Annotated in this window: 3 protein-coding genes and 1 pseudogene; all 4 read right to left on the bottom strand. The window is 66.3% G+C overall.

All coding sequences use genetic code 11. From position 1 onward, the window contains the following. Nucleotides 1-116, bottom strand: a pseudogene (locus tag AC2VOG_RS10430) (hydrogenase maturation protease); the annotation flags it as partial. After that, nucleotides 92-211, bottom strand: coding sequence for a DUF6893 family small protein (locus tag AC2VOG_RS10425; RefSeq protein ID WP_486939819.1), 120 nt, complete (start codon nucleotides 209-211; stop codon nucleotides 92-94). The gene AC2VOG_RS10425 and the pseudogene AC2VOG_RS10430, both read right to left, overlap by 25 nt. Next, the gene (locus tag AC2VOG_RS10420) at nucleotides 199-1,542 is read right to left on the bottom strand and encodes a hypothetical protein (protein WP_486939818.1); all 1,344 of its coding nucleotides are present in this window, start codon (nucleotides 1,540-1,542) and stop codon (nucleotides 199-201) included. The genes AC2VOG_RS10425 and AC2VOG_RS10420 overlap by 13 nt, the downstream gene beginning before the upstream one ends. After that, nucleotides 1,539-2,090, bottom strand: a 552-nt coding sequence (locus AC2VOG_RS10415; RefSeq protein ID WP_486939817.1) for a DUF6084 family protein, incomplete at its 5' end; no start/stop codon positions are given. The genes AC2VOG_RS10415 and AC2VOG_RS10420, both read right to left, overlap by 4 nt.

Below are 2,090 nucleotides of genomic sequence, written 5' to 3'. Positions count from 1 at the left end.
ACTACCTCGGAGCCGAACCCGTCGTCGCCGAGGAAGATGTTGCCGATGCCGGCCACCAGGATGCGCACTGGACTCGGACCGCCCGGTGACCCTACATATGCCGGATCTTGAGGTATCGCCGGGCATCGGGGAGGGATATCAGTCCTACCGTGATTCCGGCCACAACGACCAACCCCAAGATGCCGACGAACACCCATCCTACGATCGCCATATCGAATTCCTATCTGTAGTAGTGATTTCAAGCGGCTCGACTTCATCGGGGGAGAAGTACAGGTAGCGGCCGTACCACTCGTGCAGGTCGGCGGCCGGATCGTCCTCGACGACGACACCGACGTGCTGGTTGCCGTCGACGTCTTCGTGCACGGTGGTGACGCGCGCCGTCTTGCCGGCGAAGAACAGGTCTTGTGCGTCGGCTCGACGCCCCGGATGCAGCACTACCCGACTGCCCCGCGCCACCCGGACGCCGTTCACCAGCACCGCGTCCAGCTCAGGCGCTACCGCGTTGTCGGCCAGCGGATCCCACCAATCGATGCCCTCGGGCACCTCCGGAATCAGGCCCGCGGGCTTCCCCGGATCCCGCAGGGCGCCGTGCAGGCGTGCCATGGCTTCGGGCGACATCGAGTCACAGCGGTCGATGATCTGCGCGGCAAGCGGATCGGTGGCGCGGGCCTGCGCCTTCTCCTGGTCGGTCATCGTCATCACGCGCAACGTCAGGATCTCGTCGATCTCGGTGCAGTCGTAGAGCGCAGTCTCGCTCTGTTCGGCGACCTCGGGGTGGTCGTAGAGGATGATCGGGGAGACCAGCAGCAGATCCCCGGCGCCGGGCGGCCCGGCCAGCACCGGGAAGCAGCGGTGCTGGCTACAACGGGACACTGCGTCGGCAGCCGTCAACGGCGGCTCGAGGAGCGAGACGAAGGCGCCGCCAACGACTTCGGCGATGACGTGGGTGCCGATCAAGGATCGCGCGATCGCTTCGGCCTTGTCGGCGGCAGGTTTACCGACGTTGGTGATGCTCACCGATACCCGTTGCAGCGCGCCGTCTGGCTCGGCGCCTATCGTCACGCGGGCGTTGAGTTTTCGTCGTTCCCTTACCAGCCAACCGTTCTCGACCTGCTCAATGCTGGTTGACCCCGCGGCGGTCAGCGGCAAAATCCAGGGCTGAGCCGAATCGTCGAGTGCGAAAGGGCCAAAGGATTCCTCGTGTTCGACCGCTTCGTCCCACGTCAGCCACGAACCGGACGATGTGATCAGTTCGTCGACGGGTTCGAAGCGGCCGCCACCGGCGTCGCGCTCGGCGCGGCGGTGCTGCAGTTGCAGGAAGCGCACCACCAGCGTGATTGATTGCGCTCCGTCGACGAGGAACTGCGCGGTGATGGTGTCGTCCTCGCCGATCCCGGCGTCGGAGGCACCCGCGGGGCCCAAAACGCCCCACTGCCAACGCGATCGGTTCCTGCTTGACGTCGCGCGGTACGGGTAGAGCAGGTAACCCTCGTACAGCACGGCGTCGGCGACGGCGCGGGCCCGGTCCCAATCCGCGGTCATCGCGCCACCTGGTGCGCCGCGCCCAGCAGCGTGGTGACCGCGTCCTCGATACTCATCAGGCCGCGCGCCGACTTGTAGGCGGCCAGTGCGGCCACCGCGTCGTGAGACAGCCGCACCCACCCGGTGTTCGGGTAGTGCAGCCGGATGAGTTCGCGCCACACCGCTACCGGCATCTCGTAGTGGTCCTCGCAGCCCCACGACACTTGCTGGACAGAGAAGCCGCGCTGACCCGGCGTGAATACCGTTCCGCTGAAAAGGAATTGCAGTGGAACGGCGCCGTCGCGCAGCGCGTGCAGGTACTTGGCTGCCGCGACCTCGAAATCGTAGGTGCACTCCAGGGGCAGCGTGATCTCGCTGGTGCCCAGGAACGCCGGCACCATCGCCGTGCAATGCTGCCACAGGAAGGTGTGTTGAGTGGTGGCCCAGCGTTCGCGTGGCCCGAACAAATCCGTCAGCCCCGCTGCTTCGTCGTCGGAGTAGCCACGTCGCAATGGTTCGATGCGGACTTGGCAGCGCAGCGCGATCGCGTGCACGGGCTCGTCGTCGGG

Source organism: Mycobacterium sp. TH-M11 (genome assembly GCF_057473725.1).
The sequence above is the reverse complement of the archived record's forward strand: the minus strand, read 5'-3'. Positions and strand labels throughout refer to the sequence as shown.

What these genes read in the sequence shown, in the direction of transcription:
- AC2VOG_RS10425 (WP_486939819.1), bottom strand. Translation starts at nt 211, where the DNA reads ATGGCGATCGTAGGATGGGTGTTCGTCGGCATCTTGGGGTTGGTCGTT.
- AC2VOG_RS10420 (WP_486939818.1), bottom strand. Translation starts at nt 1,542, where the DNA reads ATGACCGCGGATTGGGACCGGGCCCGCGCCGTCGCCGACGCCGTGCTG.